General features: G+C 67.1%; 4 protein-coding genes. 3 read left to right on the forward strand and 1 reads right to left on the reverse strand.

Going from position 1 to position 4,281, the window contains the following annotated elements; genetic code table 11:
* The first annotated feature begins 98 nt into the window (after positions 1-98).
* Complete coding sequence (locus tag AB0D01_RS39510; protein WP_363064234.1) at positions 99-1,226, forward strand: DnaB-like helicase N-terminal domain-containing protein; 1,128 nt, start codon at positions 99-101, stop codon at positions 1,224-1,226.
* 251 nt (positions 1,227-1,477) lie between these two features.
* Here AB0D01_RS39510 and AB0D01_RS39515 read toward each other — a convergent pair whose 3' ends face one another.
* Positions 1,478-1,627: a hypothetical protein gene (locus AB0D01_RS39515; protein WP_363064236.1), complete on the reverse strand. Its 150-nt coding sequence runs from the start codon at positions 1,625-1,627 to the stop codon at positions 1,478-1,480.
* A 272-nt stretch (positions 1,628-1,899) separates the two neighbouring features.
* Here AB0D01_RS39515 and AB0D01_RS39520 point away from each other — a divergent pair, with 272 nt between their 5' ends.
* Positions 1,900-3,099, forward strand: a complete 1,200-nt coding sequence (locus AB0D01_RS39520) for a hypothetical protein (protein ID WP_363064238.1) — start codon at positions 1,900-1,902, stop codon at positions 3,097-3,099.
* On the forward strand, positions 3,096-4,205 hold the full coding sequence (locus AB0D01_RS39525; RefSeq protein ID WP_363064240.1) for a hypothetical protein: 1,110 nt from the start codon (positions 3,096-3,098) through the stop codon (positions 4,203-4,205). The genes AB0D01_RS39520 and AB0D01_RS39525 overlap by 4 nt, the downstream gene beginning before the upstream one ends.
* The last annotated feature ends 76 nt before the right edge of the window (positions 4,206-4,281 follow it).

Raw genomic sequence — 4,281 nt, forward strand, 5'->3', positions numbered from 1 at the left:
CTGAAACAGCACCCACAGCTCGTCCGGCACCAGCCGTTCAACGATCCCCACCATGACCGCCAGCCTACCAACGAAGCCCAAATGAGATGACGTCTAAATTGCCCCAACCCAACATCCCCGCAGCCGACTTCGACCTGCTCGACGTACCGCCCGCCCCAGCCGTCCACCACGCCGAACAGGCACTCCTGGGCGCGCTCCTTCTCGAACCCCGCCAGCTCAAGGCCCTCGGTTCCTTGCATCCGGCTGATTTCGCCAGCGCCCTACACCTGGCCGTGTTCGACGCCATAACCAGCCTCACCCCTCCCGCGCCCGAGGTCCACGCCCAGCAGCCGGTCTGGCTGACCGCTGTCCTGGAGCACGCCCGACCCGCCGCCCGCGGGCTGACCGCGGCCTACCTCCACCAGGTCGTCAGCGCCTGCCCGGAACCCGCCCACGCCCCGGCGTACGCAGCGATCGTCCGCGCGGGCCATGCCCGCCGGACCCTGCGCGCCCGCGCCGAACACCTCGTTCTTACCGTCGGCGACCCCATCCTGGAGGACCAGCCCACCGCCGCCCTCATGACCGCCGACAAGCTGACCAGCGTCCTGGACCAGCTCGCCGCCCGGTTCCCAGCCCACGCCAGCACCCTGCCCCGCACCCCCGCGCCACCCCACCCAGTCCGTGACCCCGACAACGAGGACATGGAAGACGAACGCGTACTCTTGGCCGCCCTCTGCGCCAGCCCTCACCTCAGCGACGCCGCGCGCTGGCTCCAGCCCGCCGACTTCTCCGAGCCCCTGCACGGCCGTCTCTTCCACTGCATGCTCACCGTCGGACGCCGCGGCGACCCCGTGGACCCCGTCACCGTGTTGTGGGAAGCCCAGCAGCAGGGACTACTCAGCCCCAGCCGGCCCCCGGCCGAGCTGCTCGGCATGCTCGTCGGCGGGCAGGCCGTGGCCGCGGAGCACTGGGCCGAGCTCGTCCTTCGCCGCTCCATGCTCGCCCGGGCCCACACCACCGGCCTGACCGTCCTGGCCTACGCCGAGGACGACTCCAACACCATCGGGCAACTCCTCACCGGCACCCGCCGCGCTCTGGCCGACCTCGACGCCGTCCGTCACCGCTGGCAACGCGCCATCGACCCCATCCCGGCCCGGACCACCCAGCGCCAGACCCCGATCTCACCCCGCGCTGGACGCCCACCGCCCCAGGTCAAGCCCGCCAGTGCCGTGAGGGGAATCCGGTAGCCCGTCCCGGTCCGGCCGACGCCCCGTCGGCCGGACCCCAGCCACAGCCCCACCCCGAGTGCCGCCCATGTCTGAAACCCCGCCAGGACGCATGTCCACTTCGCCCTCCACACCAACCACCTCCCCGCCGCCACCGCCACCGGGACCGGGCCTGCAAGCGCCGACGCCCGCGTCCTCCTCACAGCCCGCGGCTTCCGCGAGCCCGGCGGGCAGACCATGGTGCTGGCCAGGATCGACCGCGAGGAGCCGTACTACGCCCAGCAGGCCTCCGAAACGCTCGCGCCCCGTTCGGCATCGAGATCGACCCCGCCCTCCGGGAAGCGATCGACACGGACCGGGCGATCCACGCCGACAACGCCTCCGGCCGCCTCACCGTCCACCTGCATGCCCTTCATGGACACAGGCGGTCGGCTCCTCCACCAACGACCGCCGTGTCTACCTCCGCGGTCAAGGCCTGAGGGCCGTCGTCCGCGCCTTCACAGACGGGACCAAGGCGGTCGCCGGATTCCACCGCCTCTACTCCGTCGCCGTACGCCCAGGCTCCAAAAGGCCAAGCGGAACGTGAACAGGTAGTGCTTCTCCCGCTGCCCGGCCAGTCCCACACCCGGCATGCAAATCGAATGACTACCCTCTGCTATCTTCGGTGGCATTCAGTGATCAGTGAGGGGTTCTGTTGGCCACCCATTCAACACTGCCGGGACATCCGGCACGGCTGTCGCGGCTGAACCAGGTATCACCGGACCTGGCCGACGACTACATGACGCTCGAACTGCTGGCGGCGGGACTCGCTGGGATCCAGGCCAACCAGCAGAAGGCGCTGTGGAGCTCCGCTCAGCCTTCCGCCGACCCCACTGGACTACCCCCGGCCTGGACTGCGGGTGTCACGCGCCTGCTCTGGAGGACGTTGGAGGACGGCTGTCGTGAGGTGGCGTCCCACTCCGACGTCTTCCGTTGGTGCCGCACGCCTCTCGGGCAATGGCCGCTGGCCCTGCGCGTCGCCGAGAGCGATTCAGAGCTTCTTATGATCGAGAACGGCCGACCATCGGCCTTCGCCGAACAAGCGTCCCGCCTCCTGCTCTCCAAGGATCCCGAAGCGGAGCTTGTCGAGAACCGATGCTACGAGCTGATGATCAGCGTTGCCGACCGGAACGGGCAGACCGAACGGGAGGTACAGGACAACTATGTCCGGCTGCGCGGATTCCTGACGAAGCACTCGGTATCCTCTGACATCGACCTGCTTGGATTGCTTCGGGCTTTCCCGGCCAAAGATGCCAATGGTCAGCCATGGGTGAAGCAGTGGTTCACCCAGTGCTACCGAGCTCTGCCGGCAAGCAGCGCCATCGTCCTGGGTTTCTGTGACGGCTGCGAAAACCCAATCTCCGGCCACCGCGACTGCGATACACCGGGATGCAGGGGCACCCTGGTGTACCGCACCGTGGAGACGATGTCCGAGTACTTCATCCAGAACCGGGCCGTTCGGCGTTTCCTGCACGATCCCGGCCTGGCGGAGCAGCGCATGTTCGAGGCGCTCGAGCCGGTGTTTGGAGAACGCCTCCACCCTTGGTGGGGCATGGACGCGGTGGACGTGGCCATCGACTTCGACAATACGGGGGAGATGGCGGTCGGTGAGTGGTGGGCCGCCGACGTGAAGGATCACGCCAGTGCCACGCTCCTCGGCCGCTCGTTCCGCTGGAACCCACGTGCGGCTGCACAGCGGCGGATCCTCGTAATCGCGCAGCATCGCTTCGAACAGCCGGGATACGTAGATGACCTCGCCACGTCATTGCAAGGGCGCGTCCAAGGCGTTGAGATCATGAGCGAGGCCGCCTTCATCGCCGCCGCCATGGCTCGTGAGGCAAGGCGGCCTCGGTGAGCCGGGACTCCGACGGCTGGCTGGAGCCGCTGGAGAACAAAGCGTCATCGTCAGGCGTGGCTGACGCGATCACGTCTTGCCTGTCGGTCCGTGAGTTCTTCCGGGTGGAGCTCGGGCTGATGTTCCTGTCCGAGTACGCGCCGGGACAGCCGGCCATCGTTCTTCTCCGCAAGCTACTCGACGGCTACGCCCTGCCTGGTGCGGGTACCGAGACAGTCGTGCGTAATGTGCGCCGCCGCATGGGACCGACGGCTCGGGGCGGACAGTGGAGACTGCGCCTCAACGACTACTGCAAGGTACCTGCGCACCTGCGATTGTTCGAGCTTGACGAGGACGCCGTAACACGCGTGGTCCACGGCAGCGTCTTTCGCCGCCGGGGAAGCTCTAAACTCCCGGAGCGCGAGCAGGCATACCACAACGCAATGTCGCTACCGGTGGCCTACAAGCTGGAGAAGACTCATGATCCCGCTCCGCCGGGGACGCCGGTTCGGTTCAAGCGAGCCGACGGTAGCACCGCCCGGCTGCGGCTTCCTGACTGGCTGCCAGAAGCGCGCCCTGAACGTCGGCTAGAACCCAAGGAGTACCGGACCAGGGCAGCGTTTCCGCAACTGACGGAGGACGACTTCCGCCAAGCAGCCAAGGAGATGGACCAGTGCCTCAGCGCAAGCGAGAGGTACCGCACGGAGAACTTCACCGGCCGCGTGGAAAGGATGGTCTTCGCTCGCACCGACCGCGAGGCCGGCTGTCTGACAGACGGGCTCGGCATCTTCGCGATCGACGGAGTGGCCCAGGTCGTGGGCCTGATGAACTCAGGTAAGACGACCTTCAACGACATTCTGGTCAAGATCTGTACTGATCGCGGGCTAAGGGTCGGGTACCTGGTGTCCTCCGTCGGAAACGCCCTCGAGAAGGTCCGGTTCTTCCGGGCTCTGGGCATCGACGCTATTCCACTGATCGGCCACAGAAATCGGCCCGCGCACATGGCACGTTACTGGGACGATCTCCTCTACGTACCGGAGCACGGTCAGCTGCCGCCGCTCCCGGACGGCCACGACGAAGTCGCCGAGTTCACCACCGACATTTGTTTGCTAAGGGCTGTCCCGTAAACGAGCTCTGTGAGCGGGACTCGGTTCAGGCATGTAGCTTCGTCGTCGGAGGTTTCGCTCGTGCTGTTCAGGCCCG

Origin of the sequence: Streptomyces sp. NPDC048606 (genome assembly GCF_040650855.1) — a bacterium.
GTDB lineage: Bacteria > Actinomycetota > Actinomycetes > Streptomycetales > Streptomycetaceae > Streptomyces.